Origin of the sequence: Pseudomonas baltica, assembly GCF_031880315.1 — a bacterium.
In the GTDB taxonomy this organism is placed as follows: Bacteria; Pseudomonadota; Gammaproteobacteria; order Pseudomonadales; family Pseudomonadaceae; genus Aquipseudomonas.
This window is the reverse complement of sequence record NZ_CP134771.1, coordinates 1,775,898-1,802,413: the sequence shown is the minus strand read 5'-3', so window position 1 is coordinate 1,802,413 and position 26,516 is coordinate 1,775,898. Positions and strand designations below refer to the sequence as shown.

The window sequence follows — 26,516 nt, the reverse complement described above, 5'->3', positions numbered from 1 at the left end:
CCTGTGCTCGTCTTAATGCCGCTACACGATTTTCGTGCAGGGGAGTGACATAAAATGAGAAAAATCTTTAATACGCTTCAATTGAGCGCCATGACCGCTGCCGTCGTGATGGCATTGCCAACCTTGGTGCACGCCAGTGATCAATCCGACACCAAAGGCTTTGTCGATGGCAGCAGTTTGAATCTGCTGAACCGCAACGTGTTCTGGAACCAGACCGGGGGCGGCGGTCATACTCGTGACTGGAGCCAGGCACTGATGGCCACCTTCAGCTCGGGCTTCACCCAAGGCACCGTCGGCGTGGGCGTTGACGCTTTCGCTGACCTGGCATTGCGTATCGATGGCAGTACTGACCGTGCGGGCGGTCCGACCATTCCCACCGATAACGACGGTGATCCGAAGCACGGCATCGCCAAGGGCGGCGGCGACGTCAAGTTCCAGGTGTCCAACACCCAGTTGAAAGTGGGGGATCTACAACCCAATGCGCCGGTCTTTGCCACCGCTGACAACTATCTGATGCCGCAAACCGCGTCGGGCTTCTTGATCACCAGCCACGAGTGGGCGGGGCTGAACCTGGAAGCCGGTCACTTCACGTCGGGCACCGGCACCACCACTGCTGCGCATAGCGGCAACATCATGGCCAGCTATGCCAAGGTCGATACTCCTTCGGCGAGCTATGCGGGCGCCAAGTACCAGTTCAGCAAGGAGTTCACCGCTTCGCTGTACGGGGCTCACCTGGAAGACGTGTGGAACCAGTACTACCTGAACCTGAACCTGGTTCATCCGTTCTCGGATAACCAGGCGCTGGCGGTGGATTTCAACCTGTACCGCACCCTCGACGACGGCGATGCCAAGGCCGGTACCATCAACACCACCGCGACGTCGCTGTCGGCTGCCTACACTTTGGGCGCGCACACCTTCACGCTGGCCGGGCAGAAGATCAACGGTGACGAGCCGTTCGATTACGTCGGCTTCGGTGACAACGACGCTGCCGGCCGCTACGGCAACTCGATCAGCCTGGCGGACTCGGTGCAGTACTCCGACTTCAACGGCCCGAACGAGCGCTCGTTCCAACTGCGTTATGACCTCGACATGACCAGTTACGGCGTGCCAGGGCTGGGCTTCATGGCGCGTCATATCCGCGGTTATGGCATCGATGGCACCCACGTCGACAGCTCTTCGGCGTACGTCAATTTCTATGGCGCGGATGACAGCGAACACGAAACCGATGCCGAGGTGAAATACGCGGTGCAATCGGGCCCTGCGAAGAACCTGACCTTCCACCTGCGCGAAGCCTGGCACGATGGAGATGCGTCCACCGGTGGCAAGTTGATTCAGACTCGCTTGATTACCGAATACCCGCTGAATATTTTCTGATTCTATACAATTGATATCAAGTAGCTCACCGGCATGTCATAAACGTTATATATAAAGTTTCAGTGAAGGATGTTTAAAGGTTGTCGGTGATGGTGGCTGTTAATATCCAGTCTTGATTGCTCCTACAATCAACTTGGCCGGCAGGGCGCCCACTCTGTCGGCCTTTTTTATGGGCGCCGATTGTCCACCTGCGGATGAAAATCCTTGTACCGCCTTGCGAGGCGGGGCCTATGTGCTGATACTCGACCTATTCTTGCGTCGAGGTGGGTCATGTCCGTTCGTATAATTTCCAGCCTCGCTGATGTTCTCCCCGACCAGTGGGATAGATTGCTGGACGCACCTCAGCCGTTCTTGCGCCACGGATTTCTCTCGGCACTCGAGGACAGCGGCAGCCTCGGGCCCCAATCGGGCTGGCGCGCCGAGCATCGGCTGCTGGAACAGGACGGACAGTTGGTGGCGGCGCTCCCGGCTTATCGAAAATGGCATTCCTATGGCGAGTACGTCTTTGATCACGGTTGGGCCGACGCATGCCGGCGCGCTGGCATCGCTTACTACCCCAAGCTGCTCTGCGCCGTGCCGTTCAGTCCGGTAACCGGGCCGCGCCTTTTGGCCCGCAATCCAGGTGATGGTCTGGCGTTGTTGCGCGAGCTACCGGGCTATCTGCAGGCAGAGGGGCTGTCCAGCGCCCATTTGAATTTCACCGAGCCTGCGCTCGACGAGCATATGCGTGGTCAAGTGGGTTGGCTTGAGCGGTTGGGGTGCCAATATCACTGGCATAACCGCGGTTATCGGGATTTCCAGGATTTTCTCGACACCCTCAGCTCGCGTAAACGCAAGCAGATGCGCAAGGAGCGTGAACAAGTGGCCGCCCAGGGCATGGTGTTCGACTGGCGTGAAGGGCACGAGCTGAACGAACGAGACTGGGATTTCGTCTATCTGTGTTACGCCAATACCTACGCGGTGCGCGGGCAGTCGCCGTATCTGACACGTGAGTTCTTCAGCCTGCTGGCCGAGCGCATGCCCGATATGATTCGCGTGGTGTTCGCCTTGCAAGGCTCGCGTCCGGTCGCCATGGCGTTCAGCCTGGTCGGTGGCGATAGCTTGTATGGCCGTTACTGGGGATGCCTTGCCGAGTTCGACCGGTTGCACTTCGAGACGTGTTTCTATCAGGGCATGGATTACGCGATCGCCAAGGGGATCAAGCGCTTTGACGCTGGCGCTCAGGGCGAGCACAAGCTGATTCGCGGCTTCGAACCGACCATCACGCGGTCGTGGCACTACCTGACGCATCCTGGGCTGGAGGCTGCGGTGCGAGAGTTCCTGGAACAGGAGCGGGTGGGGGTATTGGCCTATGCCGAGGAGGCGCGGGCGGCGTTGCCTTATCGGCAGGGGTGAGTCAGTGATGAATCTTTATGGCTGATGGCCTCTAGCGGGCAGAGGCCATCAGCAGCGATCAATCAATCCCGACAAACCCTCCCGTCTGGTGATGCCACAGCCGCGCATACAGCCCTTGTTGGGCCAGCAGCTCGGCATGACTGCCGACCTCGACGATACGCCCATGCTGCAGCACCACCAGGCGATCCATCTTGGCAATGGTCGACAGTCGGTGCGCGATGGCGATCACGGTCTTGCCCTTCATCAGCGTCTCGAGGCTCTCCTGGATCGCTGCCTCGACTTCCGAGTCCAGTGCTGACGTGGCTTCGTCCATGATCAGGATCGGTGCGTTCTTGAGCAATACCCGCGCAATCGCGATGCGCTGGCGCTGACCACCGGAAATCTTCACCCCGCGTTCGCCCACATGCGCTTCGAAACCGGTTCGTCCCTCGGAGTCGGACAGCAGCGGGATGAACTCTTCGGCGCGCGCCTTGCGTACCGCATCCCAGACCTGTTCCTCCGTGGCATTCGGCTTGCCGTAGCGCAGGTTCTCGAGGATCGAGCGGTGCAACAGCGAAGTGTCCTGAGTGATCAGGCCGATCTGTGCTCGCAGGCTCTCCTGAGTGACGCTGGCGATGTCCTGGCCGTCGATCACGATGCGCCCGGCAGGCAGGTCATAGAGGCGCAGCAGCAGGTTGACCAGGGTCGATTTGCCAGCGCCGGAAGGACCGATCAGGCCGATTTTTTCGCCGGGGCGAATATCCAGGGTCAGGCCATCGATGATGTTAGGGCCTTTACCGTAGCTGAAGTCGACGCTTTCGAAGCGCACATTGCCACGGCTGACGTTGAGCGCCGGAGCGCCTTTAGGATCGGTCACCGTTACGGGCTGGGCGATGGTCTGCAGGCCGTCCTGCACCATGCCGATGTTCTCGAAGATGCCATTGACCACCCACATGATCCAGCCAGACATGTTGACGATACGAATTACCAGGCCTGTGGCCAGCGCGATGGCGCCCACCGAAATCAGCGATTGCGTCCACAGCCACAGTGCCAGCCCGGTGGTGCCGACGATCAGCAGACCGTTGATGGCGGTGATGGCGAAATCCATGCTGGTAATGACCCGGCTGGCCATCTGAGTTTTTTCGGTCTGCTCGGTCAATGCTTCACGAGCGTATTGCTGCTCCATGCTGGTGTGGGCGAACAGCTTGAGGGTGGCGATGTTGGAATAGCCATCGACGATGCGCCCCATCAGCTTGGAACGGGCATCGGAAGAGATCACCGAGCGTTCCTTGACCCGTGGCACGAAGTAATACAACGACAGGATGTACAGCCCGATCCAGCAGATCAGCGGGATCATCAGGCGCCAGTCCGCCTCGGCGAACAGCACCAAGGCACTGATGGAGTAGATCAGCACGTGCCACAGGGCATCGACGGCAGCCACGGCCGAGTCGCGCAGCGAGTTGCCGGTCTGCATGATGCGTTGGGCGATGCGCCCGGCAAAGTCGCTATGAAAGAAGTTCATGCTCTGCTTGAGCACGTAGTTGTGATTTTGCCAGCGGATCATGCTGGTCATGCCAGGGCTGATGGTCTGGTGCACCAGCAGGTCGTGCAAACCGATGAAGATCGGCCGCAGCACCAGGGTGACCACCAACATCCAGATCAGCTCGAGGGCGTTGTCCTGGAAGAAGTGCACGTTGGGTGTGCCCTGCGCCATGTCGATGATCCGGCTGAGGTAGCGGAACAGCGCGACTTCGATCAGCGCGCCGATCAGCCCGACCACCAACAGCACGGCGAAGGTCGGCCAGACCTGGCGCAAGTAGTAGATATAGAACGCCAGGACCTTGCTGGGCGGCGACTCGGTTGGAGCTTCGCGGAAGATATCGATCCATTGCTCGAAGCGGCGGTAGATCATGGGGGCGGGCTCTCCTGTGCGATTGGGGCAGTCCTGGCGGGCTAGAGCTAGACGTCAGTCGATGCGCTTGGCCGAAAGGATCAATACGGGGTCGACGGGCACGTTCTGCATGCCGCTTTTGGTCGTGGTGTTGCTGTTGGCGATGATGTCGACGACATCCATGCCCTTGACCACCTTGCCGAACACCGCGTAGCCAGCGTTACCCGGGGCGTAGTTGAGCGAGTCGTTGTCGCGGTGGTTGATGTAGAACTGGCTGGTGGCGGAGTCAGGATCCGAGGTACGGGCCATGGCGATGGTGCCACGCGCATTCTCGAGGCCGTTGTTGGCTTCGTTCTTGATTGGCGGGTTGGTGTCCTTTTCCTGCATCTGCTGAGTGAAACCGCCACCCTGAATCATGAAATTGGGGATCACGCGATGGAAAATGGTGTTGGTGTAGAAACCCTTGTCGACATACGCGAGGAAGTTCTTGGTGCTGATGGGCGCTTTGTCGCCATCCAGCTCCAGCTCGATGTCGCCGTTGCTGGTGTGCAGCAATACGTGGGGCTTGTTGCCGCTGGCCGGTTGCGCGGCCATCAGGTTGGCGGCGAAGAGCAGGGTGGAGGCGGCGATCAGGATTTTCTTGAACATGGACTCATTGATCCTTGAGGGTGTTGTCTGCGGTGGCGATGAAGCGCAGCAGGGTTTGGTTGAAGCGTTCTGGTTGATCCAGCGGTGTAGCGTGACGCGAATCTTCGATGACCGCCAGATGCGCGTCCGGAATGAGTGTGACGTAATGTTCTTTTACCGCCACCGGGGTGTAATCGTGGTCAGCGCTGATCACAAGGGTAGGACAGTCAATGGCGCCGAGACGTTCCTGCACACCCCAGCCAACGATGGCGTTGAAGCTGGCGAGATAAGCGCGTTTGTCGTTGCCGGCCCAGCGCTCGGCGACTTTGGCGCGCAGTGCGCCCTGGTCGGGGTTGGGAAAAAGATTCTTGCCCAAGGCGATGCCGATGGTGCGCATGCTGGCCACCTGCATGAGGCTCCAGCGCTTGAGCCACTGCCAGTAATCGCTCGGGGAAAGCAGCTTGACCTGTGGGCCACTGTTGACGATGCACAGGCTCTTGAGCCACTGCGGATGATCCACCGCCAGTTGGAAACCGATCATGCCGCCCATCGACAGGCCGACCAGATGTACCGGCCCGCAACCCAGGTGTTCGAGCAGCGCGATGACATCGGCGCTGAAGCCTTCGATGCTGTAGCGCTCGGGGGGCTTGGCGGATTGGCCATGGCCGCGCAGGTCGAGCACGATGACTTTATAGTGAGCCGCCAACGCCTCGGTCTGGTATTCCCAGTCCAGCCCGCTGGAGCCCAGGCCATGCAACAGCAGCACAGGGCTGCCATGGCCGGTGACTTCATAGTGCAGGGCGCAGCCTTGGTGGTCGAAGCGAGCCATGGAGCTTCCTTGTCAGACGGTCAGCGCAGTGGCTTGCAGGGTGCTCAGCGGGGTGGTATCGAAAGTGCGCAACAACTCGATGAGGATCTGCGTCGCCGGGCCGAGAGGTTTATCCTTGTTCGAGTATAGGTAGAACAGCGGATGGCGCGAGCCGCCCTGATCCAAAGGCAGTGGCTTGAGCACGCCCTCGCGCAGTTCGCGGCTGATCATGTGCCGAGGCAACCAGGCGAAACCCAGCCCGCTGCCGACGAACGTGGCGGCGGTACCGAGGCTGCCGACGGTCCAGCGCTGTTCGGCGCCGAGCCAGCCGACATCACGTGGTTGCTGGCGGCCGGAATCGCGGATCACCACCTGGAGCTGGCTTTCGAGGTCCTGAAAATTCAGTGTGCGGTTCATCTTGTGCAGCGCGTGGTCAGGGTGGGCGACGGCGACGAACTCGACTGCGTTCATTTCCGTGCCGAGGTAACCGGGGATGTTGTAGCCGCTGATGGCCAGGTCGGCGATGCCTTCGTGCAGCACCTCCTCGACCCCTGACAGCACTTCTTCACGCAAGCGCACGCGGCAGCCACGGCTTTGCGGCATGAAGGCCGTCAGCGCATGGACCAGCCGCGCACTGGGGTAAGCGGCGTCGACCACCAGTCGGACTTCCGCCTCCCAGCCCTGTTCCATATGCAGCGCCAGGTCTTCCAACTGGCTGGCCTGTTTGACCAGCTGCCGGGAGCGGCGCAGCAATACGCCACCCGCTTCAGTGAGTACCGCCTTGCGGCCATCGATACGCAACAACGGCACGCCCAGTTGCTCCTGCATGCGCCCGACGGTGTAGCTCACGGACGATTGCGAACGGTGCAAGGCTTCGGCGGCCTGGGCGAATCCGCCGTGATCGACCACTGCCTGAAGCGTGCGCCATTGGTCGAGGGTTACGCGTGGCGCTTTCATGACCGGCTCTCTAGGTAATTACACATCTGGCTAATAAAACAATTAAATCGATGGATTACGAGCCTTTTTTCAAATGTTTCATCGAAGGTTAATAGGCGAAGCGATCAACCAAGCACAACAATTGCCTCACGCCGAGCGAGCCGCTATGGTCGCCGGCTCACTGCACGAGGCCGTCATGCCCTACCTTCTGATCGTTACTCTTATCCAGGCATTTTCCTTCAGTCTGATCGGCGTCTACCTTGCTGGCCACGTCGACAGCTACCTGGCTGTGGTCTTGCGAATCCTCTTCGCCGGCCTGGTGTTCATCCCGCTGACCCATTGGCGTCAGGTCGAGCCACGGTTCATGCGCTCGATGCTGCTGATCGGCGCTTTGCAGTTTGGCGTCACCTACGTGTGCCTGTACCTGAGCTTTCGCGTGCTGACTGTGCCCGAGGTGCTGCTCTTCACCATCCTCACGCCGGTGCACGTGACCTTGATCGAAGACGCGCTTAATCGGCGCTTCAATCCCTGGGGATTGGTGGCGGCGCTGGTGGCGGTGATGGGCGCTGCGGTGATTCGCTTCGACAGCATCGGTGCGGACTTCTTCATGGGCTTTTTGCTGTTGCAACTGGCCAACTTCACCTATGCGGCGGGGCAGGTGATGTACAAGCACCTGATTGCGCGCTACCCCAGTGATCTGCCGCATTACCGGCGATTCGGCTATTTCTATGTCGGGGCATTGCTGGTGGCGTTGCCGGCCTGGCTGGCGTTCGGCAACTTGCACCACTGGCCAGAGGCGCCGCTGCAGTGGGGCGTGCTCATGTTCCTCGGGCTGGTGTCCACGGCGCTGGGCATGTACTGGTGGAACAAGGGCGCGTGTCAGGTGAGCGGTGGGACCTTGGCGGTGATGAACAACCTGCATGTACCGGTGGGGCTGTTGCTGAATCTGCTGATATGGAATCAGAGCGAGCCGCTGGGGCGATTGGCGTTGGGTGGGGGGGTGATTATGGCGTCGTTGTGGATCAGTCGGCGTGGGCGACGGGCTTGCCACTCGCCTGCCTCGCGCCACGCTGATTCGGGTCTGGAGCGCTAAGTGCTCCAGTTCCAAGGATCCATCACTTTCAAGCCAGCAGCCTATTAGGGCGCCGTAGCCCTGGAAGCAATTGCATACCCGCGCGCAGCGGCAATGACTGCGATATACCCATTCAGTGGCGTACCTGCGCTGCGGTCATTCCTGCATCGGAGATGGGATGGAGGGCGCATCCGCGGATGGCAGGCGTATACCGCCCCCCAGTAACCCTGCCCGTATATCCGCGCCACTCGGCTGCTGAAACACCCCCAGCCCGAACTCCGGCAATACCGCCAGCAGGTAATCGAAGATATCCCCCTGAATCCGCTCGTACTCCACCCAGACCGTCGTGCGGGTAAAGCAGTAAATCTCCAACGGCACCCCCTCGGCGCCGGTTTCCATCTGCCGGACCATGCAGGTCATGTTCGGCTGGATGTCCGGATGGCTTTTCAGGTAGGCGAGGGCATAAGCCCTGAAGGTGCCGAGGTTGGTCATGGTCCTGCGGTTGGCCGCGACGCTGGCGACATTGCCCTGGGCTTCGTTCCAGCTCTGCAGTTCGGCTTGCTTGCGGCCCATGTAGTCCGTCAGCAGATGCACCTGGGTCAGCCGCTCGATCTCGTCCTGGCGCAGAAAGCGCACGCCACTTGAATCGATGAACAGGCTGCGCTTGATGCGCCGGCCACCGGCCTGCTGCATGCCGCGCCAGTTCTTGAACGACTCGGACATCAAGCGCCAGGTAGGAATGCTGACAATGGTCTTGTCGAAATTCTGCACCTTCACGGTATGCAGGGTGATATCCACCACATCGCCATCAGCCCCCACCTGGGGTACTTCGATCCAGTCGCCGACCCGCAGCATGTCGTTGCTGGTCAGCTGCACGCCGGCCACGAACGACAGCAGCGTGTCCTTGTAGACCAGCAGGATGACGGCCGACATGGCGCCCAGCCCGGACAGCAGCAACAGCGGCGAGCGGTCGATCAGGGTGGCGACGATAATGATGGCGCCGAAGATGTAGAGGATCATTTTGGCCAGTTGCACATAGCCCTTGATGGAGCGGGTGCGGGCATGTTCGGTGCGCGCGTAGATGTCCAGCAAGGCGTTGAGCAGGGCGCCCACGGCAAGCATCTGGAACAGGATGGTGAAGGCCAGGGCGCCGTTGCCGAGGAAGTGGCGGGCGACTTCGGTCAATTCCGGCACCAGATTGAGCCCGAATTGCACGACCAGCGAGGGGACCGTCTGGGCCAGGCGGTGGAAGACCTTGTTGTGCAAAAAATCGCTGAGCCAATGCAGCGCCGGTTGGCGGCTGAGCAGCTTGATGCCGTGGATGATCACATAGCGCGCGACCCGGCCGAGCGCCAAGGCCACACCGAACAGCAGGATGAGGCCCAGAGTGGCGTGCAGCCAAGGATGTTGATCAAGCGCGTCCCAGAGATGGTGGGCGCGCAGCCAGAGTGATTGAAAATCCATATTGGTGGCAGGCCGTCGCTCGATAGGGCGGCTATTAAAGCGCAGACCTTGTTGTCGATGCCATGCGCCGAGGCCTCAAAGAGTGTGACTGTATGTTTGAGAGCCGAAGTCATGCTGTGGTCCTGCGCAGCATTCTCCGGCGTCTTCGCGAGCAAGCTTTGCTCCCACAGGGGTACGCCGATGCAACTGTTTGCAGAGTGGGAGCAAGGCTTGCCCGCGAATAGGCCCGACGCGCCACTGCAAATCTTGCAGTATCGTACTTAAGCCCGGGCCTGATCCTTGGCCGCTGGGGCAACCGAACGCCGAGCGCCGACATCCTCCACCTTGCGCTGCTTTTCATACAAAAAGCTCAGCACCGCATGACGATACTGGTTATACAGCGGATCGTCCGCCAGCTCGATGCGGTTGCGCGGGCGCGGCAGGTCGATGCTGAGGATCTCGCCGATGGTCGCCGCCGGGCCGTTGGTCATCATCACGATGCGATCGGACAGCAGCACGGCCTCGTCGACATCGTGGGTGATCATCATTACCGTATTGTGCAGTTCGCCCTGAATCCGCATCACTTCATCCTGCAGATGCGCGCGGGTCAGGGCGTCGAGGGCGCCGAACGGCTCGTCCAGCAGTAGCACCTTGGGTTGCATGGCGATGGCGCGGGCAATGCCGACGCGCTGCTTCATGCCGCCGGAAATCTCGCTCGGGCGCTTGTGCAATGCATGGCCCATGCTGACCATCTCCAGGTTGTACAGCGTCCATTCGTGCCGTTCGGCCTTGGTCTTGCTCGACTTGAACACCTTGTTGACCGCCAGCGAGACGTTTTCGTACACCGTCAGCCACGGCAGCAGCGAGTGGTTCTGGAACACCAGGCTGCGATCCGGGCCGGGCGAATGCACTTCGCGGCCATCGAGGATCACTGCGCCGCTACTGGCCTGCAGCAGCCCGGCGACGATGTTCAATACCGTCGATTTGCCACAGCCCGAGTGGCCGATGATGGAGATGTATTCGCCGCGCTCGATGTCCAGGTTGACGCCGCTCAGGACCTGACTGCTGACCCCGTCGCGCTCGAAATGTTTGTCGACGTTTTCGATGCTCAGATAACGTGTGCCCATGGGCTGTGCTCCTTAGCTGGCGGACGTGCCGCGGGTGACCAGTTGGCCCACGAGGGCGACCAGGCGATCGAGGCAGAAGCCGACGATACCGACGTAGAACAGCGCGAGGATGATGTCGCTGATGCGCGAGGCGTTCCACGCATCCCAGATGAAAAAGCCGATGCCTACGCCGCCGATCAGCATCTCGGCCGCGATGATCGCCAGCCACGACAGGCCCACACCGATGCGCAGCCCGGAGAAGATGTACGGCGCGGCGGCCGGCAGCATGATCTTGACGAAGTACTCGATGCCATTGAGGCGCAGCACCTTGGCGACGTTACGGTAGTCGTCGGGGATGTTGCGCACGCCCACCGAGGTATTGATGATGATCGGCCAGATGGCGGTGATGAAAATCACGAAGATGGCCGACGGGTGACTGTCCTTGAAGCCTGCCAGCGACAGCGGCAACCAGGCCAGCGGCGGCACGGTACGCAGGATCTGGAACAGCGGATCGAGGCCGCGCATGGCCCAGCTCGATTGTCCGACGAGCACGCCCAGGCTGATGCCGGCGACCACTGCCAGCAGGTAGCCGTAGGCGACGCGCTTGAGGCTGGCGAGCAGTTGCCAGGCCATGCCGACATCGTTGCCGCCATTGTTGAAGAATGGATTGACGATCAGCTCCCAAGTGTCCTTGATCACCTGGGTCGGTGGCGGCAACGCCGAGCCCTTGCCGCTGCACAGCAGTTGCCAAAGACACAGCAGCAGGGCGGCGATCACCAGGGGTGGCACGACATTGTGCAGCAACGCCGTGCGCAGGCGCTTGAGCCAGCCGGGCATCGGGCGCTGAACAATCGGTTTGGGCTCTAGCGCGTGAGCGGTGGCCTTGGGTAGTTTTGCATCAGCGTTCATCGGCGTCTCCAAGGATGCGTGAATAACGGTATTTTGCGCTGGGATTGCGAGCCTCTTCGCGGGCAAGCCTTGCTCCCACAATGCATGCCGTTGTGGGAGCGAGGCTTGCCCGCGAAGAGGCCCTCAGAGGCCCCGCAGATGTCAGGGAGTTACACCAACGCCTTGATCGCCAGGCTGTCGAGGTAGGCCTTAGGGTTTTGTGGATCGAACTGCTTGCCATCGAAAAAGGTTTCGATGCCACGGGAAGTCGAGGTCGGGATCAGCTCGGCGGACAGGTTCAATTCGCCGGCAGCCGTGCGCCAGATGTCCTCGCGGTTGACCTTGTCGATCAGCGCCTGGGTATCGAGGTTCTGCGGCAGGTAGCCCCAGCGCTGGTTCTCGGTGAGGAACCACAGGTCGTGGCTCTTGAAGGGATAGGAGGCGTGGTCATCCCAGTAGCGCATCATGAACGGGCTGTTTTCTACCACCTTGCCGGTGCCGTAGGCGAAGGTGCCCTTCATGCGCGAAGCGATGTCTTCGACCGGTGCGTTGATCCAGCGACGCTTGGCGCAGATCTGCGCGACCTCGTCCTTGTTCTCCGGTTTTTCGCAGAACATCTGCGCTTCCATGATGGCCTTGAGCAATGCCTTGGCGGCATTAGGGTTGGTGGCGACATAGTCCGAGCGCAGGGCGAAGGCTTTTTCCGGGTGCTTGTCCCACAGCTCGCCGGTGGTATTGGCGGTGTAGCCGATCTTCTGGTTGACCAGCTGCGAGTTCCATGGCTCGCAGACGCAGAAGGTATCCATGGTGCCGACCTTCATGTTGGCGACCATCTGCGGCGGCGGTACGACGATGGTGGCGACGTCCTTGTTGGGGTCGATCCCACCGGCGGCGAGCCAGTAGCGCATCCACAGGTCGTGGTTGCCACCGGGAAAGGTCACTGCGGCGTTGACCGTCTTGCCGGCGGCTTTCTTGGCCAGCAGGGCGGCCTTGAAGGGACTCGAATCGGTGCCCAGTTTCAGCGCCGAGTACTCCTCGCCCACGGAGATGCACTGGCCGGCCAGGTTGAGGCGCGCCAGGATGGAGATCGGCACCGGCTGGTTGTTGGTGGTGATCTTGCCGGTGCTCATCAGGTACGCCATGGGCGTCAGCAGGTGCGCGCCATCGATGCCATTGGCCGCCGAGCCGAGCACCAGGTTGTCGCGGGTGGTGCCCCAGGAGGTTTGTTTGAGGATGTCGACTTCGGTCATGCCGTATTTGGCGAACAGGCCCTTTTCATCGGCAACGAACAATGGCGCAGCGTCGGTGAGTGCGATGAAGCCCAGCTTGGCCCTGGTGGTTTCCGGCGCATCGCTGCCGGCCGCCCAGACGTTCGACTGCAGGCCCGCCGGCAGCAGGGTCAGCGCTGCGCCAGCGCCGAGTACGCCGAGGGATTGCTTGAGAAAGGTGCGCCGCGGGGCATCGTGTTGTTCATCTGCTGCACTGAAAGGTGTGTCATCCATCGTCGATTCCCCAAATGACGCGCATAAAAAAACGGCGACCACTCTTGATGGGCAATGCTGCCGCAAGAAGAATGGACGCCGTTGTCCTGTATTCGATTGAGAGGCCCGTGTCGTGCGGCCTGATCAACACAAAGCAGAATGTGTGCCAGCGAGAAGGATGAACGAATGCTCTGAAACTAAACCTTTTAAATCATGGGTTTGTAGGGCGCCAGCATGGGCGATGCCGAGCCATCGATCCGGTTTGCGCCGCACACTGCAGGAGCACGCTGCACTTCAACGGCGCAACCCTGGGCCGCTTCAGCGCCGCCGTGCGGCAAGATTGAGCAGATTCTGCGCGACATCCACCAGGCGCTCGCCGCGCTCCATGGCGGTCTTGCGCAAGCGCACGTAGGCCTGGCTTTCAGTGACCTGATATTCCTCCATCAACAGTTTTTTCGCGCGCTCGACCACCCGCCGCTCGTTCAGTGCCTCGCGCGCCTCGTCGAGTTGCTCGGTGGCAGTGACCAGGCGCTGGGTCTGGGCTTGCAGCAGGTCCAGCACCGAGCGGCTGAGGTGCGGGCCCAAGGTGTCATGACCATTGCCGCCGAGGTCGCTGGCGTGGACATTGAACAGTTTGCTGAACTCGCCTTCGTCGCGGCGTTCCAGGCTGCCCAGGCGTTTGAGCAGCTCGCGGTGGTTGTCGAGGTCGGCGCGGGCGTGCTGGATGCCACGGTGGCAACTGCTGTGGAGCAAGGTAGAAATATGATTTTCGACACCCTTGAAAGCATCCATGCGCTCGGTGCAGACGTCGAACCAGAGCTCGGACAGCTCCGGCGAGACCTTGTCCTTTTCCGAGGTGCGCAGCGCCATGGCGCGCATGCGTGCCTGCTTGGCGTTGACGTCGCCGGTGGCTGTGTTGAACCACATTTCCCGGGCCCGGTCATCGGCGAAATCGAGAAAGGTTTCAAAGCAGCGCTCCTGGCTGTGGGCGAGTTGCTCCATTCGATCGCGCCGTGGGGCGTCGAAAAACCCTTGGGAAAAGCCGCCTACGCCGCACGCGCGTTCCTGACCGGCCAGTTCCTTGCCCTGCATGAAATTGAACATGGCCACCAGCACCCGAGTGATAAGCGGATCGGCGGCCGTGTCGGCGGCTTCGAACACCACGGCCAGCAAGCCGCCGATCATGCGCGTGAACGCTACTGTGGCATCCCCAGGCTCCAGCATCTGGTCGCGAATTCGCCGGCGCAGGCCGGGCAGCTCGTCGAGGCCGTGCAGCACATGGGCGATCCGGTTGAACAGGCGGGCCCGATCGGTGGCGCTGTTGGATTCCAGATCCATGCTGTCGAAGCGCTCGCGCACCACCCGCTCGATCTCCAGAGCGTCGTCGCTGAGGTGATCGAGGTAGACCCGGTGGGCATCGCTGAGCTGGGCCAGATACAGATTGGTATAGCCGCGTTCGCGTTGCAGGGCGTGGATCAATTCGCTGATGCGCGTGACCAGCTCGCAGGTGACGGCAAGGCCTTCAAGGCCCTCCAGCTCGATTCGGCGTGCGGCAAGCATGAAACGCAGGGCGGGCGGCATCTGACGGTCGGGCATGGCGGCGGTCTTGTGTCGAGGTGGGAGGGCTGTGTCTGCTCGTTACAGCCTATACCAGCTTGATGCCAAATATGTAGTGGGGCGAAGAAGCCATCCGCCCACATCAAAAGAACGCGCGGACGGCCTGAACCGTGAACACCCCTTCACACTGCGGGTTGTGCCCCGAGTACGCCGAGCAATCTTCGCCACGCAGGCTCGAATCGCTGTAGATGAAGTCCAGGTTGACGCCTTTCCACGGTTTGGAAAGCTGCAGCGACCAATCATTGAAGCTGGCCACCTGGCCACCGGAGCCCAGTATGTACGGGGAGTCGAGCTGGTGGTTGGTAACCTTGAAGCTCATGTCGACATCCAGCAGCGGTAAACCGTGCAGGCTCGCGAAAAGGGTGCTGTTACGGCTGTCGACGGCTTCGTTGAAGGCAGCGCCGAAGCGTGTGTCGAGCACTTTCAGGCCCGCGTAGAACTCATGGCTGTCAGTGGCCTCGAGACGGGGATAGCTGTAATGGATAATGCCCGCTTCATAGCCCATCCCCAGATTCTTGTCGAAGGGGTGCTTGAAACCGGCATACGAGTCGATTTCCAGGGTGCTGTCACTGGTCAGTCCGACACTGGGTGACCACTGGCCCGCATAGAAGCCACTGTCGTGAGTCAGGTCGAGGCCTCCGTGCAAGGTGCCAACGGAGGCTGGTTGAACCAGGCCTGCCGCCATGCTGCGCGTAGGCGTGGTGCCGATCTTGAGATCGAAGTCACCCAGATTGCGCTCGGCAACCTGCCCATGGGCGTAGGGTATGGCCAGAAGCGTGGCGGTCAGAACAAGTCGGGTTCTGAGCATGTCTTACTCCGTGTAGTGCCGAACGCAGTGTGCCGCGCAATGATCGGCGCGGTCTGTGAAGGTGGGCGCAAAGGCCCGAGCTAGACGGTGCAAAGCATACCCTCTGAACTGCGCAGATGGGCGCCACTCGTCTATTTTTCGGCAGGCTGCGACATCGAGTCGCAAAAAAGAGGATGTTGCGGGCGACGGTTTGTCGCCTGAAGCCGTGGGCGTTTCGCGCTGCCCACTGACTTCGATTCAGGCTCGGGTGCTTTTAAGCTTACTTCTTGCCGAGGCTGATATGGCGCGAAGGGGTGAAGGTCTGGCCGCTCACACCTTTGGCGATCTGCTGGATCTCGCCGCCCTTGTTCAGAAACGCAGCGATCTGTTCGTTGATCGACTCGCTGGTCTCGACGGCCGGAGCTGGTTTCGCTTTGGTGGTGGATGCTTTTACGCGCATGGCTGCCATTAACCTTTGAAAATTAACTTGGCCAGGCATTGTACACGAAATAACCAGTGGCCGGTGGCCGAATGTCGCAACGGACCAGAATGCCACGGTTGCCGTTCGTCAGGCAAGGCATGCGGCAGCGATCTCGGGTAGAATACCGGCCTCGCAGTGAGGATCTTGAGCATGGCTTTGATTGGGCGTTACAACAGTTTGCAAGTGGTTAAGCACACGGACTTCGGTCTGTATCTGGACGGAGGCGCCGATGGCGAAATCCTGCTGCCCAATCGGTACATTCCCAAGGACACGCCCTCGGAGGTCGAGGACTGGCTCAACGTGTTCGTCTACCTCGACAGCGAAGACAAGCTGCTGGCCACGACCGAAAAGCCCAAGGTTCAAGTCGGCGAATTCGCCAGCCTCAAGGTCAAGGAAATCAACAGCATCGGCGTGTTCCTCGATTGGGGCCTGCCCAAGGACCTCCTGCTGCCGTATTCCGAAGAAAAGCGCCAGCTCAAGCAGGGCGATTACTGCGTCGTGCACGTCTACCTCGACAAGCGCACCCGGCGCATCACCGCCACCGCTCGCCTGGACCGCTATCTGGACAAGGTCGCCGCCAACTACAGCCTGGGTCAGGAAGTGAAGCTGCTGGTGGTCGAAGAAAGCGATCTGGGTTTCAAAGCGGTGATCAACAACCAGCACTGGGGCTTGATTCACAAGAACGAAGTGTTCAAGTTCCTGCGTTCGGGCAAGCAGGAAGTCGGCTACATCAAAGCCTTGCGCGATGATGGCAAGATCGCCTTGAGCCTGCAGCCGGTAGGCGCCCAGGCAGCGGACAGCCTCAACGAGAAGATCCTCGGCAAGTTGCGCGACAACCAGGGCAGCCTGCCCGTGAGCGACAAGAGCGAGCCGCAGGTGATCGCCGATCTGTTCGGTGTCAGCAAGGGCAACTTCAAGAAGGCCATCGGCGCGTTGTACAAGAACGGCCAGATCGTCATCCACGCCGATCGCATCGAATTGAGCTGATTCAGCGCGTAAGTTGAGCGAAAGTCCCTGTGTGAGGTCCACTTTCTGTCTTTACACAGAATTCTTCGCACAGAGGCTTCCCCATGAAACGTTTCGCCCTTGCCTATCTGGGTGCCTTGCTGGCGCTGATCATCCTCGATGGATTGTGGCTCGGGGTGTTGATGGGCCCCACCTACAAGGCCATGCTCGGGCCGTTGATGCTCGATCAACCACGGTGGCTGCCAGCGCTGCTGTTCTATCTGCTGTATCCGCTGGGCGTTGCATATTTTGCGGTGTTGCCGGGGCTGCTCAGCGGGCGCCTGGGGCGAGCGCTGAGCAGCGGCGCCTTGCTCGGCCTGATCGCCTATGGCACTTACGACCTGAGCAATTGGGCGACGCTGACCGGGTGGCCCGGCGCGCTGGTTGCCATTGACATGGCTTGGGGCGTGGTCATCTCGGCTCTGAGCGCGGCTGCGGGCGTGTTCATCGCTCGGCGTGCGACCGAGTGAAGCCCTTCGCGGGCAAGCCTCGCTCCCACAAGTGCAAGCTCAGGTGCGGCGGGCACTGAGGGAGCCGAAGTTGCTCGGGAAGAGGTCATCAGCCACAGCGCAACTATCGGAATCTCGGTATCAATCCTGCACGAAAGACGCGAAGCCCATATTGCTGCTCAGCGGCCGGACGTCCTTGAGGAAGGAATCCTTGTCGGCGCTCAACTCCAGGCTCACCGTCGATTTGCGCTTGCCGGCGTTGCGCACCACCAAACCTTCAAGCCCCTCGCGCATGACTTTTGTCGGCACCTTGGCATGAACCAGGCGATCAGTCAGCGGATCGTGCATCAGCAGGTGAATCCACTCGTACTGGCCAATCTGCAAGCGTGCCACCGGGATATCGAACCACCAGATGTTGCGGCGCTTGTCGAGAACGGAAAAATGGCAGTTATTGACGCCGAGCACTGCGCCGCCGAGTTGTTCGTTGCGGCGAACGATGGCCTGGGGTTTATCGAGCTTCATGGAAAACCTGTAAAAAAATGACGCACGGGCACATGCCTGAACTGGCGCCTATTCTGGTGGCAAAACCTTTGAATATAAAGCCCCGGACGATTTTTTCAGGCGCGCCGATGAACGGTTGCAGTAAAAATTGAAACTCTCTCGCCTGCGTTGCAGTCAACCTTATGTCGATTAAGACACTTCGATCTCATTAGGAGAAACACCATGAGTGGCACTAAAGATAAAGTGAAAGGTGCGGTAAACGAAGCAGTCGGTAACGTCAAGCAAGGCGTCGGCAAAGCCACTGGCAGCGCCAAGATGCAAGCTGAAGGTAAAGTGCAGGAACGCAAAGGCGAAGCACAGAAAACCGTCGGCAAGGTCAAAGATACTGTGAGCAAGAAGCATTAAGGCGCACGCCGACACCGGATGCGCTCCGGTGAGCTGTAGCACTATCAACGGTCATCCACGGATGGCCGTTGCGCTGTCAGCGGGTAGCGAATTGGCCCCGCGCATCAAGATAGGGTAACGTCGGCGCGCCGCAAGGCATTGGCCGCGCGCGTTGACTGATCAAAAGCGTTCACGTTGTCGTGGCGAGTGAAGGGGGTGCCAGATGCCCCGTTGTATTCAAGCCGCTGCTCGACAAGGCGAGGCGAAAGGAGACGCTATGATTTTCCCCACATTACGTAATTTGTCGTTGGGCCAGGTCATGGTCAGGACGGTCAAAGAGTTCGTCGACGACGAGATGTCGACCTATGCCTCGGCATTGGCCTATCAGATGCTGTTCTCACTGTTCCCATTCATCCTCTTTCTGATCGCCTTGATCGGTTTCCTGCATTTGCCTGATTTCTTCTCCTGGCTGCGCATGCAGGCGGGGATGGTCTTGCCGCCTCAGGCGCTGGATCTGGTCAATCCGGTGATCGACCAATTACAGACTTCCAAGAGTGGCTTGTTGTCGGTGGGTATCGTCGTCGCGCTGTGGAGTGCGTCGGCGGGTATCCGCCTGCTGATGAGCGCGATGAACGCCGCTTACGATGTTCCGGAAGAGCGCCCGGTCTGGAAGCGTCTGCCGTTGTCCGTACTGTATACCGTCGGAATTGCTGGCATGTTGCTGGCGGCGGCGGCCCTGATGGTATTGGGGCCGCAAGTGATGAACTGGATCGCTGCGCAGATCGGCCTCGAAGACATAGTCGTCACGTTATGGACCATCGCCCGGTGGCCCGTGATCATCATTTTGATGATGGTGGCCGTGGCGCTGATGTATTACGTGCTGCCCGACGTGAAGCAGGAGTTTCGCTTCATCACCCCTGGTTCTGTGTTGGCGGTGGTGATCTGGATCATCGCATCACTGGGCTTCGCCTTCTATGTGAAGACATTCGCCGATTACAATGCCATGTATGGCAGCATCGGCGCGATCATTGTCCTGCTGCTGTATTTCTATATTTCCTCGGCGGTGCTGTTGCTGGGGGCAGAAATGAATGCCGTGATCGAGCATATGTCGACGGAGGGCAAGGCCAAGGGTCAGAAGGACGCAGACGCGCCAATGGAGGAAAAACATGCCACAGTATTGGGCCACACGCACAGCCCATCTCCTGTTGCGCCGCCCCCTCCAACCGGAAGCATGACCCGATGATCCGCGACATTCTGAAAATGGGTGACGAGCGTCTGCTGCGAATCGCCCCACCCGTGCCTGAAGCCTTGATCGGTACCGAGGAGCTCGATGCGCTGATCGCCGATATGTTCGAAACCATGGAGCATGTCGGTGGCGTCGGTCTTGCCGCGCCGCAGATCGGCATCGACATGCAGTTGGTGATATTTGGTTTCGAGCGCAGTGAGCGTTACCCAGAAGCCGAGCCGGTGCCGCAGACCGTGTTGCTCAACCCGTTGATCACGCCGCTGAGTCCGACTGTGGAAGAGGGCTGGGAAGGGTGCTTGTCGGTGCCTGGCTTGCGCGGTGTAGTCGAGCGTTATCAGCACATTCGCTATGAAGGGGTCGATCCGCAGGGGCGACCCATTCAGCGTGTAGCCCATGGATTTCATGCGCGTGTGGTGCAACACGAATGCGATCACTTGATCGGCCGGTTGTATCCGTCGCGCATTCGCGACTTCACCCGGTTCGGGTTCACCGAGGTGTTATTTCCAGGGCTCGATCCCAACGCCGACGATTGAATCGTCGCTGCCGGCCCTTTCGCGGGGCGGCGCTCGCTCCCACAAGAGCCGTGGGTTGGATGGGAGCGGCTCCGCCCGCGAAGAGGCAATCGGGGGACACCACCCTCACCCCCGCTGCATCGCAATCAACTCTTTGCTCTGCTGATAGCGCCTGAGGCGCTCTGCCAGCGCTGGCGGCAGTGTCTCGGCGACATCGAACTCGACCCGCTCATAGAATCCACGCAACTGCGGATGACAGAACAACCATACTGGCCCTGCAGCGATCGAGGCGTCGATCAGCGCGTGCGCCACGCCGCGCCCCCGCCAGCCTGGTGTCACCAGCAAACCCGTCAGCCATTGACCCCGAGCCACCGGGGTCAGGCACAAGCCAGCGATGATTTCGGCGTCACGTGCGACCCAGCCTTGAGCATCCGGGGGCAAGCGCATGGCAGAGCGGTGTTGGCGGTAGAACTTGTTCAGCAGTGGGCGAGCAGCGGCTTGCAGCGCAGCGTACTGGGGTATGGACATGGCTGGCCTTCCTTGGGACTTAGGTAGAGTGTATCCGATTGTTGCTGAAACGGTAATAGTGCATGTCTATAACATGTGTTTAATCTAAATTTCATTCTTGTAAGATATGTTCATCCCTTACGAAAACAACCCGCAGGGGACTCCGGAAGAGTAACTGTCTTCTAAGAGATCTGGATACTTCGTGTTACGACGCGGTGAATCGTCAAACTATAATAAGCTGTTTAATTTGACCCTATACTGTCCTTATAAAAACTAATAAGCCTAGTCGCCACATGAAGCAAATCGGTTGTAAGATTGCTCTAAAGGCCATTGATCATGAAAAGTATCGCTGCTCTCGCTCTTGTTGGTTTTTCGATTATCGGTTGCATGCCCGCTGCTCAGGCAGCTGATGGCAGCAGTCGTAAGTTGGCGGTTACCGAATATACCTACGGTACCAAGCTGGATATCGCCAAGGTCGTTGATGTTTCACCGGTTCCGGATGTGTGCGGTGTGGTGCCCGTCACCATGACTTATTTCGACCATCAGGGTCAGGAACACAAGATTGAATACCGTGTGATGGGTAACGGTTGCCAGCAAGGCTAATGTGTTAATTGTTACGCCAAAAGCCCCAGCAGCAGCTGGGGCTTTTTGTATTCGAACTTTAATGCCCTGCCTTGCGAAAAGTGCAATTGATCCTCCAAGGGCCCAGCAATGAATGCTCGGCAGGTTTGATCGGTAATACGCCATGAAAGCGCAGCCGGTCGGCACCGCCCCATACCACTACGTCGCCATGGACCAGCGGAACACGCTGGGTACGGTCGCTGCGCTCGAAGCCACCAAATAAAAACGTCGCAGGCAAGCCCAATGAAACAGAAACAATGGGTTCGCCCAGTTGTTTTTCGTCGCGGTCCTGATGCAGTGACATGCGCGCACCCGGCGCGTAGTGATTGATCAGGCAGGCATCCGGATCGAAGTGCTCGAAACCGGCTTTCTGCGCGGCCTCGCGCGCCAGTTCCAGCATCAGCGGCGGCAGCGCGGGCCAAGGCTCGCCGCTTAGGGGATCGACGGCCGAGTAGCGGTAACCCTGGCGGTCGCTGACCCAGCCGAGGGACCCGCAATTGGTGAGGCCGACGGACATGGTGAAACCGCCAGGGGTGACCATGTGACGGATCTGTGCGCGGCGTTTGATGCTGTCCAGCAATGGCAGCAGCGCGGCGATGTAGGGCAGGGCGAAGCCTTCGAGCACGAATGCCTGACCGCCGATGGCGCGCACGCCACCCGGTGCGCCGGGCAGATCGTCGAACAGGCCTAGGGTGTATTGCACCTGGGTTTTCTCCGATTTTTTGGGGGGAGCCAGTAGGTTCATCGGGCGGGGATAGCGGCCCCTACGCGAGCACGCTTTGCTCCCACAGCTGCACGACTCAGGATCGGTTTGCACTGTGGGCGTGTTCGACGGCGAAGATGCCCGCAGCATCGCACCCGCTCCTGCGGCTGACCATAGACTCTTGCACCTGGTACGACTATGCGTCTGCTGGCACCGCGGGAGCAAGGCTTGCCCGCGAAAATGCGCATGCATGAGAACCCAGGACTCGCACCCATCGTTCAAGTTTGCAGGACATGCAGGTATTCTGCCCGGCTTGATAACTGATGCGATGGAACCCGCCATGCAATTCACCAGTGGCTTCTTGCTGAGCCTGTCGTTGTGCCTGGATATCGGTGTGGCGAACATCGCCATGATCACGCTGGCCATGCAGCGGGGCTTTTTGCCTGGGTTCTGGTTGGGCCTTGGCACCTGTTTCGGTGATCTGGCCTATGCCGTACTGGCACTGGCAGGCATGACGGTGCTGCTGCAATACCAAAGCGTGCGCTGGGTGCTGTGGCTCGGCGGTTCGGCGTTGTTGATCTGGTTTGCCGTGCGCATGCTGGTGTCGGCAGTCACTAGCAGCAACGAGCTGGCAGTGGCGGGCGAGGCCGGGCAGCGGTCGTCGATCAGAGCGTTTGGCCGTGGGGTGTTCCTGGCGATGTCGTCACCCAGTGCGATTCTGTGGTTTGCGGCGGTCGGCGGCGTGTTGATTTCCCGCGCTGGGGCCTCGGGGCCGATGGGCACCGGGTTGTTTCTGGGCGGGTTCTTCAGTGCCGGGGTGTTGTGGTGTCTGGCGTTATGCGGCGTCGCCAGTCAGGGCGGCAAGCTGCTGGGCGCGCGCCTGCTGAAGGTGTCGTATCTGGTGTCGGCGGGGATTTTCGTGTGGTTCGCGGTGTTCGTGATCATGTCGGGGTACCGCGAGTTCATTCTTGGGGCCGCATCATGAAGTTGAAGTGATGCGGCCGGCCTCTTCGCCAATCCAGGCCCCGGTGAATCAGCGCTTGCAACTGTGGAAGATATCCAGCGCCGGCTGATAGACCGCCGTTTGCACCGAAAACAGCCCCAGCACCGAGTGGAACATGTAGTCCTGGCTCAAGTCCGCCTGGTCGCGCTTGTTCGCCAGGCAGTCGCGATCAACACCTGCCGCCGGCAAGGTGCCGTCACCGAACCACATCACCATCGGCACGTGAATCTGCGCCTCTGGCGCAATCGCGTAAGGCGCTGCATGCAGGTACATGCCGTTCTCGCCCAAGGATTCGCCGTGATCGGAGATGTAAATCATCGAGGTGTCGTACTTGTCCTGATTCTTCTTCAGGAAGTTCACTACCTGCGCGAGGAAGTGGTCGGTGTAAAGAATCGTGTTGTCATACACGTTGACCAGTTCGTCCTTGCTGCAACTGCCTAGCTGGTTGGTGTGACAGACCGGCTTGAAGCGCTCCTGATCGGTAGGGTAGCGATCGTAATATTCCGGGCCGTGACTGCCGTCTGCGTGCAGGACGATGATGGCGTTGTCCTTCAGGCTGTCGACATAAGGCTGCAGGCCCACCAGCAGCGATTCGTCCAGGCAGCGATTGCCATCGCAGAAGGCGCTCGGCTGGTTCTTGGGGATGTCCTTGTGCGGCACGCGCAGGCAGGCACCCTTGCAGTCGCTGTTGTTGTCGAGCCACAGCACCTGGACGCCGGCGCGCTGCATCACGTCCAGCAGGCCCTCGTAGGTCTTGCCTTTCTTGTCGCTGTAATCCTTGCGCGGGAACATCGAGAACATGCAGGGTACCGACACCGCAGTCGAGGTCCCGCAGGAATGCACCTGGGTGTAATTGAGGATATTGAGCTTGGACAGCTCCGGGTTGGTCTCGCGCGCATAGCCATTGAGCGAGAAGTGGTCGGCGCGAGCGGTTTCACCGACCACGAAGATCATCAGCTGTTTTTTCGGGCGCTGCAGGGCCGCGTTGCTCAGCACGGCGTCTTCGCCGATCTTCTGCACCACCAGGTTTTCCTTGATGGCGAAGCGTTGTTTGATCAGGCGGTTGCTGGCGTAGATATAGTTGGTCGGGTTGATGAAGTGCGTGAGCTTGTCCTGCTGGCGGAAGATCGGCGCGTAGGTGGAATAGAAGCTGCCCACCGATGCTGCCACCAGCACCAGACAACCAACGATCACCAACACCTTGTTGATCAGCCCCGGTAACCAGCGCCGATACACCACTGGCCAGCAGCAGACCAACAGCGCGGGAACGACGCCGAGCAGCAACAGATAACCGAACAGTTTCGGGCTGAGCAGCGCGGCGGCCTCGCCAGGATTGGTTTCGAGGACGTTCTGCATCATGTCGGTATCGATGGCGATACCGTAGGTGTCCATGAAATAGGCCGCCGCCGCCGAGCACAGGAAGATCACCACCAGCACCGGTTTGAACACAGGCCGAAACGACACCACTGTCAGTAACACGGTGAAGGCCGCCCACAGGAATACGGCGAACGACAGGTTGAACGCCAGCGCCTTGAGACCCGAAAAATTCACCAGTGCGTCAACGGCTTTCCAGGTGGCCAGATTGTAGATCGCCACTAACACTGCGGCGCAGAGCATCACCAATCGTTGGCTGCTGATGGAGGGGAGGCGACGGCTTATAACGCTGATCATCGATGGCTCTTGTTGTTAGAGGGAGTGGCGGAAGAGGGACGCCAGGGGCTAACTGGCGCGCCCGTCGACTGTAGATTGCCACTTATCGAAAAATTGTGAAAAGGCTACGACCAGGCACGCAGCGGCGATACGAAATGACCTCTTCGTCGTGAATTTTGGCATTGCCGATTTTAGCTTTGAGGCGCCATCATGGGCCGGCGAATCGTCAGCGTTCCAACCCGAACGAAGGAAATAACAATATGAGCCTTCAATCCCTCGCCGTTGCTTCACCTGCCTACGAACTGTCCATTACCCGCCTGATCGACGCCCCTTGCGCCCGCGTGTTTCGCGCCTGGACCCGCGCCGAACTGCTCAAGCGCTGGTGGGGACCCCACGGCATGACCACCCCTGAATGCACCCTGCAGCTATGGCCCGGCGGCCTGTTCAGCACCCTGATGTGCGCCCCGGATGGTAGTGAGTATCCGACCCAAGGCGTGTTCCTGGAAATCGAAGCGCCGCGCCGGATCGTGTTCACCGATGCCTTTTTGCCCGGTTGGATACCCTCGGCCAAGCCCTTCATGACCGCCGTCATCGAACTCGAGGACGTGCACGGCAAGACCCGCTACACCGCTAGCGCCTGGCATTGGAGCGCCGAAGATTGTCGCAGTCATGAGGCAATGGGGTTTCATCAGGGCTGGAATGAAAGTCTGGATCGGCTGGTGGAGCTAGTCACCCGCGAGTTACGCGATGATTGATCGGCTCACTCCGGCTTGAGCGCCAGCCTGAAAGTGAACAGCGTGCCCGTCTCGGCCGTCGAAGACACCTCCATATGACCGCCATGGGCGCGGGCGATCTGATCGGCGATGTACAGCCCAAGGCCCAGGCCGCTGGGCGGTGCATCGGCGTTATGGCGGGTGAAGGGCTGAAACAGTTGCGCCAGCACCGGCGCCGAGATGGGCGTGCCCTGGTTGTGCACGCTCAGGCGAAATATCCCGTCTTCGACGTCCGCTTCAATGATCACCGGACCCTCTTTCGAACCATGGTGAATGGCGTTGGCCACCAGGTTGGAGAGCAGTTGGGTGATACGCTCGCGATCGCCTTTGAGATCGCGCAGGTCGCCAATATGCAGATTGAACACCCGCTGCGGATTGACTCGATGAACTTCGGCGACCACATGTTGCAGCGCCTCGGCCAGATCGGGCATCGGCACCATGTTCACGGTGATGCCGGAGCCCAGGCGACCGCGGGCGAAGTCGAGCACGTCCTCGACCAGCCGCGAAGCGCGATTGCTGCTGGTAATGATGTGCTCGATGATGCTGATGCTGCGCTCGTCCACGGCGCGGCGCAGAAGCATTTCGGCCCCGGCGTTGATGGCGAACAGTGGATTGCGCAGGTCATGGCCCAGCACGGCGATGAACTGCTCGCGCAATTCGGCCACCTGACGCTCCTGCAGCAGCGCCTGTTCGGTCTCGACGAAGGCTTCTTCACTTTCCATCTGGATCGATAGCAGGCGCGCGAAGGACTCGATCATCGGCTGAATGGCCGAACCCTTGAGTTGTACGGGATTGGGGTCGAGCGCGCAGATGGTGCCGAAAAACTCGCCGTTGGTGCGGAACACCGGCACCGAAATATAGCTCTCGAACTTGTAGATGCGCGGGGTGTGATGATCGCAGTAAAGCGGGTCGGTGCTCGCCTGATCCATGATGATGGTGCGGTGGTGATCGCGAATCTCGTCACACAACGTGGTGTTGAGCTCGAGTTCGCCACCCACTTGCAGACCAAATCCAAGGTTGTCGAGCACCGCGCAGGCGATCCAAGCCGTATCCGTCACCCTCGCGACGGCCGCAAAGCGCATGCCAGTGGTCTCGCAGATCACCTGCAATAACGCGGGCACGGCATTGATTCGGCCGATGGTGGCGATATCGGCAGCAACGGTTTTCGCCATGGAGCAGTGGATTTCCCAGAAAATGGAAGCGGCTCGCGTCGGTTCGAGCATACAGTAGCTGGGAGTCTAAGCGAGACCGTAGTGCGCTGTAAAAAGATGTTTTCG

At 60.0% G+C, this 26,516-nt stretch carries 27 protein-coding genes; 11 read left to right on the top strand and 16 right to left on the bottom strand.

Going from position 1 to position 26,516, the window contains the following annotated elements; genetic code table 11:
• Positions 1-54 precede the first annotated feature (54 nt).
• Together REH34_RS07900 and REH34_RS07895 are read left to right on the top strand one after the other, a co-directional pair.
• Positions 55-1,374, top strand: a complete 1,320-nt coding sequence (locus REH34_RS07900) for an OprD family porin (RefSeq protein WP_311971314.1) — start codon at positions 55-57, stop codon at positions 1,372-1,374.
• A gap of 270 nt (positions 1,375-1,644) precedes the next feature.
• Positions 1,645-2,769, top strand: coding sequence for a GNAT family N-acetyltransferase (locus REH34_RS07895; RefSeq protein ID WP_311971313.1), 1,125 nt, complete (start codon positions 1,645-1,647; stop codon positions 2,767-2,769).
• Between the two features lie 58 nt (positions 2,770-2,827).
• On the opposite strand, the gene REH34_RS07890 is transcribed toward REH34_RS07895, so the two are convergent.
• Genes REH34_RS07890 through REH34_RS07875 form a run of 4 tightly spaced genes read right to left on the bottom strand, consistent with a single transcriptional unit; the run spans position 2,828 to position 7,031 of the window.
• On the bottom strand, positions 2,828-4,660 hold the full coding sequence (locus REH34_RS07890; RefSeq protein ID WP_311971312.1) for an ABC transporter ATP-binding protein: 1,833 nt from the start codon (positions 4,658-4,660) through the stop codon (positions 2,828-2,830).
• 54 nt (positions 4,661-4,714) lie between these two features.
• Positions 4,715-5,287 (bottom strand): peptidylprolyl isomerase, encoded by a 573-nt coding sequence (locus REH34_RS07885; protein ID WP_226505110.1) that lies wholly within the window; start codon positions 5,285-5,287, stop codon positions 4,715-4,717.
• A 4-nt stretch (positions 5,288-5,291) separates the two neighbouring features.
• A complete protein-coding gene (locus REH34_RS07880) occupies positions 5,292-6,095 on the bottom strand; it encodes an alpha/beta hydrolase (RefSeq protein WP_311971311.1) in 804 nt (267 codons plus the stop codon).
• Positions 6,096-6,107: 12 nt separating this feature from the next.
• Positions 6,108-7,031, bottom strand: coding sequence for a LysR family transcriptional regulator (locus REH34_RS07875; protein WP_226505112.1), 924 nt, complete (start codon positions 7,029-7,031; stop codon positions 6,108-6,110).
• A gap of 175 nt (positions 7,032-7,206) precedes the next feature.
• Between REH34_RS07875 and REH34_RS07870 the strand changes: the two genes are divergently transcribed.
• Positions 7,207-8,103, top strand: a complete 897-nt coding sequence (locus REH34_RS07870; protein ID WP_311971310.1) for a carboxylate/amino acid/amine transporter — start codon at positions 7,207-7,209, stop codon at positions 8,101-8,103.
• Positions 8,104-8,238: 135 nt separating this feature from the next.
• Here the strand turns inward: REH34_RS07870 and REH34_RS07865 are convergent, their stop codons facing one another.
• The 7 genes from REH34_RS07865 to REH34_RS07835 form a co-directional block, all read right to left on the bottom strand.
• Positions 8,239-9,546 (bottom strand): mechanosensitive ion channel family protein, encoded by a 1,308-nt coding sequence (locus REH34_RS07865; protein WP_311971309.1) that lies wholly within the window; start codon positions 9,544-9,546, stop codon positions 8,239-8,241.
• A gap of 260 nt (positions 9,547-9,806) precedes the next feature.
• Positions 9,807-10,652, bottom strand: a complete 846-nt coding sequence (locus tag REH34_RS07860) for an ABC transporter ATP-binding protein (RefSeq protein WP_311971308.1) — start codon at positions 10,650-10,652, stop codon at positions 9,807-9,809.
• A gap of 12 nt (positions 10,653-10,664) precedes the next feature.
• Positions 10,665-11,468 carry a nitrate ABC transporter permease gene (gene ntrB, locus REH34_RS07855; RefSeq protein ID WP_409373317.1) on the bottom strand — a complete coding sequence of 268 codons (804 nt, stop codon included), beginning with the start codon at positions 11,466-11,468 and terminating at the stop codon, positions 10,665-10,667.
• A gap of 221 nt (positions 11,469-11,689) precedes the next feature.
• Positions 11,690-13,021 (bottom strand): CmpA/NrtA family ABC transporter substrate-binding protein, encoded by a 1,332-nt coding sequence (locus REH34_RS07850; RefSeq protein ID WP_311971306.1) that lies wholly within the window; start codon positions 13,019-13,021, stop codon positions 11,690-11,692.
• Between the two features lie 297 nt (positions 13,022-13,318).
• A complete protein-coding gene (locus REH34_RS07845) occupies positions 13,319-14,596 on the bottom strand; it encodes a nitrate- and nitrite sensing domain-containing protein (protein ID WP_311971305.1) in 1,278 nt (425 codons plus the stop codon).
• Positions 14,597-14,699: 103 nt separating this feature from the next.
• On the bottom strand, positions 14,700-15,425 hold the full coding sequence (locus tag REH34_RS07840) for a TorF family putative porin (protein WP_226505119.1): 726 nt from the start codon (positions 15,423-15,425) through the stop codon (positions 14,700-14,702).
• Between the two features lie 259 nt (positions 15,426-15,684).
• On the bottom strand, positions 15,685-15,873 hold the full coding sequence (locus REH34_RS07835; protein ID WP_226505329.1) for a hypothetical protein: 189 nt from the start codon (positions 15,871-15,873) through the stop codon (positions 15,685-15,687).
• Positions 15,874-16,035: 162 nt separating this feature from the next.
• On the opposite strand from REH34_RS07835, the gene REH34_RS07830 reads away from it, so the two are divergent.
• Positions 16,036-16,872, top strand: coding sequence for a S1-like domain-containing RNA-binding protein (locus tag REH34_RS07830; protein WP_311971304.1), 837 nt, complete (start codon positions 16,036-16,038; stop codon positions 16,870-16,872).
• Positions 16,873-16,955: 83 nt separating this feature from the next.
• Positions 16,956-17,360, top strand: a complete 405-nt coding sequence (locus REH34_RS07825) for a DUF2177 family protein (protein ID WP_226505121.1) — start codon at positions 16,956-16,958, stop codon at positions 17,358-17,360.
• A gap of 120 nt (positions 17,361-17,480) precedes the next feature.
• Here the strand turns inward: REH34_RS07825 and REH34_RS07820 are convergent, their stop codons facing one another.
• Positions 17,481-17,861, bottom strand: a complete 381-nt coding sequence (locus REH34_RS07820; protein WP_311971303.1) for a hypothetical protein — start codon at positions 17,859-17,861, stop codon at positions 17,481-17,483.
• Between the two features lie 201 nt (positions 17,862-18,062).
• Between REH34_RS07820 and REH34_RS07815 the strand changes: the two genes are divergently transcribed.
• From REH34_RS07815 to def, 3 genes are all read left to right on the top strand, one after another.
• Entirely contained in the window at positions 18,063-18,245 is a 183-nt protein-coding gene (locus REH34_RS07815; RefSeq protein ID WP_311971302.1) for a CsbD family protein, read from the top strand.
• A 256-nt stretch (positions 18,246-18,501) separates the two neighbouring features.
• Complete coding sequence (locus REH34_RS07810) at positions 18,502-19,467, top strand: YihY/virulence factor BrkB family protein (protein WP_226505330.1); 966 nt, start codon at positions 18,502-18,504, stop codon at positions 19,465-19,467.
• Positions 19,464-20,003 carry a peptide deformylase gene (gene def / locus REH34_RS07805; RefSeq protein ID WP_226505124.1) on the top strand — a complete coding sequence of 180 codons (540 nt, stop codon included), beginning with the start codon at positions 19,464-19,466 and terminating at the stop codon, positions 20,001-20,003. The genes REH34_RS07810 and def overlap by 4 nt, the downstream gene beginning before the upstream one ends.
• A gap of 105 nt (positions 20,004-20,108) precedes the next feature.
• Here the strand turns inward: def and REH34_RS07800 are convergent, their stop codons facing one another.
• Entirely contained in the window at positions 20,109-20,510 is a 402-nt protein-coding gene (locus REH34_RS07800; RefSeq protein WP_311971301.1) for a GNAT family N-acetyltransferase, read from the bottom strand.
• Between the two features lie 315 nt (positions 20,511-20,825).
• On the opposite strand from REH34_RS07800, the gene REH34_RS07795 reads away from it, so the two are divergent.
• On the top strand, positions 20,826-21,092 hold the full coding sequence (locus REH34_RS07795; RefSeq protein ID WP_311971300.1) for a DUF2790 domain-containing protein: 267 nt from the start codon (positions 20,826-20,828) through the stop codon (positions 21,090-21,092).
• Between the two features lie 58 nt (positions 21,093-21,150).
• Here the strand turns inward: REH34_RS07795 and alkB are convergent, their stop codons facing one another.
• Positions 21,151-21,855 carry a DNA oxidative demethylase AlkB gene (gene alkB / locus REH34_RS07790; protein ID WP_409373262.1) on the bottom strand — a complete coding sequence of 235 codons (705 nt, stop codon included), beginning with the start codon at positions 21,853-21,855 and terminating at the stop codon, positions 21,151-21,153.
• Positions 21,856-22,153: 298 nt separating this feature from the next.
• Here alkB and REH34_RS07785 point away from each other — a divergent pair, with 298 nt between their 5' ends.
• Positions 22,154-22,798, top strand: coding sequence for a LysE family translocator (locus REH34_RS07785; RefSeq protein WP_226505127.1), 645 nt, complete (start codon positions 22,154-22,156; stop codon positions 22,796-22,798).
• Between the two features lie 48 nt (positions 22,799-22,846).
• On the opposite strand, the gene REH34_RS07780 is transcribed toward REH34_RS07785, so the two are convergent.
• Positions 22,847-24,487, bottom strand: a complete 1,641-nt coding sequence (locus REH34_RS07780) for a phosphoethanolamine--lipid A transferase (RefSeq protein WP_311971298.1) — start codon at positions 24,485-24,487, stop codon at positions 22,847-22,849.
• A 239-nt stretch (positions 24,488-24,726) separates the two neighbouring features.
• Here REH34_RS07780 and REH34_RS07775 point away from each other — a divergent pair, with 239 nt between their 5' ends.
• Entirely contained in the window at positions 24,727-25,221 is a 495-nt protein-coding gene (locus tag REH34_RS07775; RefSeq protein WP_311971297.1) for an SRPBCC family protein, read from the top strand.
• 5 nt (positions 25,222-25,226) lie between these two features.
• Here REH34_RS07775 and REH34_RS07770 read toward each other — a convergent pair whose 3' ends face one another.
• The gene (locus REH34_RS07770) at positions 25,227-26,411 is read right to left on the bottom strand and encodes an ATP-binding protein (RefSeq protein ID WP_311971296.1); all 1,185 of its coding nucleotides are present in this window, start codon (positions 26,409-26,411) and stop codon (positions 25,227-25,229) included.
• Positions 26,412-26,516: the final 105 nt, after the last annotated feature.

Excerpts from the sequence above, each read along its gene's own strand:
- REH34_RS07890 (WP_311971312.1), bottom strand. The coding sequence starts at position 4,660 with ATGATCTACCGCCGCTTCGAGCAATGGATCGATATCTTCCGCGAAGCT.
- ntrB (WP_409373317.1), bottom strand. The coding sequence starts at position 11,468 with ATGCCCGGCTGGCTCAAGCGCCTGCGCACGGCGTTGCTGCACAATGTC.
- REH34_RS07810 (WP_226505330.1), top strand. The coding sequence starts at position 18,502 with ATGATTTTCCCCACATTACGTAATTTGTCGTTGGGCCAGGTCATGGTC.
- REH34_RS07870 (WP_311971310.1), top strand. The coding sequence starts at position 7,207 with ATGCCCTACCTTCTGATCGTTACTCTTATCCAGGCATTTTCCTTCAGT.
- REH34_RS07880 (WP_311971311.1), bottom strand. The coding sequence starts at position 6,095 with ATGGCTCGCTTCGACCACCAAGGCTGCGCCCTGCACTATGAAGTCACC.
- REH34_RS07770 (WP_311971296.1), bottom strand. The coding sequence starts at position 26,411 with ATGGCGAAAACCGTTGCTGCCGATATCGCCACCATCGGCCGAATCAAT.
- REH34_RS07895 (WP_311971313.1), top strand. The coding sequence starts at position 1,645 with ATGTCCGTTCGTATAATTTCCAGCCTCGCTGATGTTCTCCCCGACCAG.
- REH34_RS07830 (WP_311971304.1), top strand. The coding sequence starts at position 16,036 with ATGGCTTTGATTGGGCGTTACAACAGTTTGCAAGTGGTTAAGCACACG.
- REH34_RS07845 (WP_311971305.1), bottom strand. The coding sequence starts at position 14,596 with ATGCCCGACCGTCAGATGCCGCCCGCCCTGCGTTTCATGCTTGCCGCA.
- REH34_RS07840 (WP_226505119.1), bottom strand. The coding sequence starts at position 15,425 with ATGCTCAGAACCCGACTTGTTCTGACCGCCACGCTTCTGGCCATACCC.
- REH34_RS07885 (WP_226505110.1), bottom strand. The coding sequence starts at position 5,287 with ATGTTCAAGAAAATCCTGATCGCCGCCTCCACCCTGCTCTTCGCCGCC.
- REH34_RS07780 (WP_311971298.1), bottom strand. The coding sequence starts at position 24,487 with ATGATCAGCGTTATAAGCCGTCGCCTCCCCTCCATCAGCAGCCAACGA.
- REH34_RS07825 (WP_226505121.1), top strand. The coding sequence starts at position 16,956 with ATGAAACGTTTCGCCCTTGCCTATCTGGGTGCCTTGCTGGCGCTGATC.
- REH34_RS07800 (WP_311971301.1), bottom strand. The coding sequence starts at position 20,510 with ATGTCCATACCCCAGTACGCTGCGCTGCAAGCCGCTGCTCGCCCACTG.
- REH34_RS07835 (WP_226505329.1), bottom strand. The coding sequence starts at position 15,873 with ATGGCAGCCATGCGCGTAAAAGCATCCACCACCAAAGCGAAACCAGCT.
- REH34_RS07860 (WP_311971308.1), bottom strand. The coding sequence starts at position 10,652 with ATGGGCACACGTTATCTGAGCATCGAAAACGTCGACAAACATTTCGAG.
- REH34_RS07875 (WP_226505112.1), bottom strand. The coding sequence starts at position 7,031 with ATGAAAGCGCCACGCGTAACCCTCGACCAATGGCGCACGCTTCAGGCA.
- REH34_RS07865 (WP_311971309.1), bottom strand. The coding sequence starts at position 9,546 with ATGGATTTTCAATCACTCTGGCTGCGCGCCCACCATCTCTGGGACGCG.
- REH34_RS07795 (WP_311971300.1), top strand. The coding sequence starts at position 20,826 with ATGAAAAGTATCGCTGCTCTCGCTCTTGTTGGTTTTTCGATTATCGGT.
- REH34_RS07900 (WP_311971314.1), top strand. The coding sequence starts at position 55 with ATGAGAAAAATCTTTAATACGCTTCAATTGAGCGCCATGACCGCTGCC.
- alkB (WP_409373262.1), bottom strand. The coding sequence starts at position 21,855 with ATGAACCTACTGGCTCCCCCCAAAAAATCGGAGAAAACCCAGGTGCAA.
- REH34_RS07775 (WP_311971297.1), top strand. The coding sequence starts at position 24,727 with ATGAGCCTTCAATCCCTCGCCGTTGCTTCACCTGCCTACGAACTGTCC.
- REH34_RS07785 (WP_226505127.1), top strand. The coding sequence starts at position 22,154 with ATGCAATTCACCAGTGGCTTCTTGCTGAGCCTGTCGTTGTGCCTGGAT.
- def (WP_226505124.1), top strand. The coding sequence starts at position 19,464 with ATGATCCGCGACATTCTGAAAATGGGTGACGAGCGTCTGCTGCGAATC.
- REH34_RS07815 (WP_311971302.1), top strand. The coding sequence starts at position 18,063 with ATGAGTGGCACTAAAGATAAAGTGAAAGGTGCGGTAAACGAAGCAGTC.
- REH34_RS07820 (WP_311971303.1), bottom strand. The coding sequence starts at position 17,861 with ATGAAGCTCGATAAACCCCAGGCCATCGTTCGCCGCAACGAACAACTC.
- REH34_RS07850 (WP_311971306.1), bottom strand. The coding sequence starts at position 13,021 with ATGGATGACACACCTTTCAGTGCAGCAGATGAACAACACGATGCCCCG.